The sequence below is a fragment of the Streptomyces sp. SolWspMP-5a-2 genome, from assembly GCF_900091845.1.
Taxonomy (GTDB): Bacteria; Actinomycetota; Actinomycetes; order Streptomycetales; family Streptomycetaceae; genus Streptomyces; species Streptomyces doudnae.
In genome coordinates this window covers 1-2,308 of record NZ_FMCI01000169.1, presented here as the reverse complement: position 1 = coordinate 2,308, position 2,308 = coordinate 1, and the positions used below count along the sequence as shown (strand labels likewise).

The 2,308-nt window shown below is 73.5% G+C and carries 2 protein-coding genes; one reads left to right on the top strand and one right to left on the bottom strand.

What is annotated here, in order from left to right:
• The first annotated feature begins 2 nt into the window (after positions 1 to 2).
• Positions 3 to 1,541 (top strand): N-acetylmuramoyl-L-alanine amidase, encoded by a 1,539-nt coding sequence (locus tag GA0115242_RS17740; RefSeq protein WP_237549136.1) that lies wholly within the window; start codon positions 3 to 5, stop codon positions 1,539 to 1,541.
• Positions 1,542 to 1,545: 4 nt separating this feature from the next.
• On the opposite strand, the gene GA0115242_RS17735 is transcribed toward GA0115242_RS17740, so the two are convergent.
• A complete protein-coding gene (locus tag GA0115242_RS17735) occupies positions 1,546 to 2,043 on the bottom strand; it encodes a hypothetical protein (RefSeq protein ID WP_093829567.1) in 498 nt (165 codons plus the stop codon).
• Positions 2,044 to 2,308 lie beyond the last annotated feature (265 nt).

Sequence of the window (2,308 nt, the reverse complement as noted above, 5' to 3'; positions counted from 1 at the left end):
CGCTGCCGAGGGCGGCGGAGCTGACCGGCCGCAGCGCGCGCGAGCTGCGCACCGACCCGGCGGCCAACGTGGCGGGCGGCGCCGCGCTGCTGGCCGAGGCGCAGCGCGGGCTGGGCGCACCGCTCAGCTCCGACCCGGCCGACTGGTACGGGGCGGTGGCCCGGTTCTCCGGCGCCGACGACACCGCGACGGCCGCCGCGTACGCCGACGACGTCTACCGGGTGCTGCGCGACGGGGAGGAGCGCACCACGGACGCCGGGCAGCGGGTGACGCTGGCGGCGCAGCCCTCGCTGGCGCCCGACACCGCTTCCCTCGCCGGGGCCGGGCTGCGCAAGGGGTCCGCGGACGGCACCGAGTGCCCCCGGTCGATCTCCTGCGCGTGGGTCCCGGCGCCCTACGAGGAGTTCGGCGACCACGACTACGGCAACCACGACCTCGGGGACCGTCCGGCCGCGCAGAGCATCAAGTACATCGTCGTGCACGACACCGAGGGCGCCTGGGACGGCGTCCTCAACCTGGTGCAGGACCCGACGTACGTGTCCTGGAACTACACGCTGCGCTCCACGGACGGCTTCGTCGCGCAGCACGTGAAGGCGAAGGACGTGGCCTGGCACGCGGGGAACTGGTACGTCAACGCCAAGTCGATCGGCCTGGAGCACGAGGGGTTCCTCGCGGCGCCCGACTCCTGGTACACGGAGGCGATGTACCGCTCGTCGGCCCGTCTGGTGCGGTACCTCGCCGCGAAGTACCGCATCCCGCTGGACCGCCAGCACATCCTGGGCCACGACAACGTGCCGGGTCCGACGGCGTCCACGGTCTCCGGGATGCACACCGATCCCGGCCCGTACTGGGACTGGCGGCACTACTTCGAGCTGCTGGGCCACCCGTTCCGGGCGACGGCGGGCAGGCACGCGTCGCTGGTGACGATCCGCCCGGAGTACACGGCGAACCGGCCCTCGTACACGGGCTGTGTGACGGCCGGGACGGAGTGCGCGTCGCACGGTTCGAGCGAGGTGCGGCTGTACACCGGGCCCGGGACGTCCTACCCGCTGGTGAAGGACGTCGGGCTGGGCACCGCGCCGACGACCGGGGTGAACGACCTGTCGTCCCGGGTCTCCACCGGGCAGCAGTACGCGGTCGCGGGCCGGGAGGGTGACTGGACGGCGATCTGGTACCTGGGGCAGAAGGCCTGGTTCGAGAACCCGGCGAAGCGGCCCACGGCGGTGCCCGCGTCCGGCCGGGTGGTGACGCCCAGGGCGGGGGCCGCCTCGGTGCCGGTCTACGGGCGGGCCTATCCGGAGGCGGCGGCCTACCCCGCGGGGGTGCCCGCGCAGGCGGTCTCGCCGCTGCCGTACACGCTGCCCGCGGGACAGCGCTACGTGGTCGGGGACCGGCTGCCGGGCGAGTACTACTACGCGGTCACCTTCACCGCCGACGCGCACCGGGTGGTCGTCGGCGAGGACCTGTACTACCAGATCCAGTACGGCCACCGGGTGGCGTACGTGCGGGCCGCCGACGTGGACGTCGTGGCGGCCCGGTAGCCGCTCAGCCCTGCTGGAACAGCTCCGCCGGGAGCGGTTTCAGCAGGGCGTACAGGTCGTCGGTGATGGGGCGGTCCCAGGCGGCGATGGTCACCAGGACGTTGTCGCTGCGGTCGAACTGGACGCAGGAGATCCGGCTCTCGGAGAGCTTGAGGCGGCGCACGATCATCAGGTTGTCGCCCTGCATGACAGGCATGTCCTCGACGCCGACGACGGTGATCTCCTCGTCGTTCTCCAGCGCGAGCAGGAGCTGGGCCACCTCGAAGGGGACCTCGTCGTCGGCGGTCTCGCGGGCCGGGGAGCCCTCGGGGAGGTTGCCGATGATCATCGCGGGGCCGCGGCCGCCGAACAGGTCGTAGCGGAGGAAGACCCCCTGGCAGCTTCCGTCGGGGGCGGGCAGCAGACCGGCGCCGAGGTTGCCGGGCCAGTCGCCGGGGTCCATGGCGAGGACGTCGAAGTCGGGCCCGGCGGGCGTGGCGCTGCGGCGGCGGAGGAACGACATGCCGCCATGGTACGACGTGGGGAACAAGCGTGTGCCCCAGGTCATAGAGGTTCCGTGCGCTGCGGGCGCCCCGGCGCACGGAACGGCGGACTCCGCCCGCCCGGTCGCGCGCCGGTCCGGGGTGGACGGCGCGGACCTCCTAGGGCAGGCGGACCTCCTAGGGCAGGGGGACGAGGGTCAGGCCGGTGGGGTCGGTGCCGAGTTTGCGGTAGACCGCCGAGAGCAGCCGGACCACGGTCGGCTCGTCGGTGCGCAGCTCCCGCGC

Excerpts from the sequence above, each read along its gene's own strand:
- GA0115242_RS17735 (WP_093829567.1), bottom strand. The coding sequence starts at position 2,043 with ATGTCGTTCCTCCGCCGCCGCAGCGCCACGCCCGCCGGGCCCGACTTC.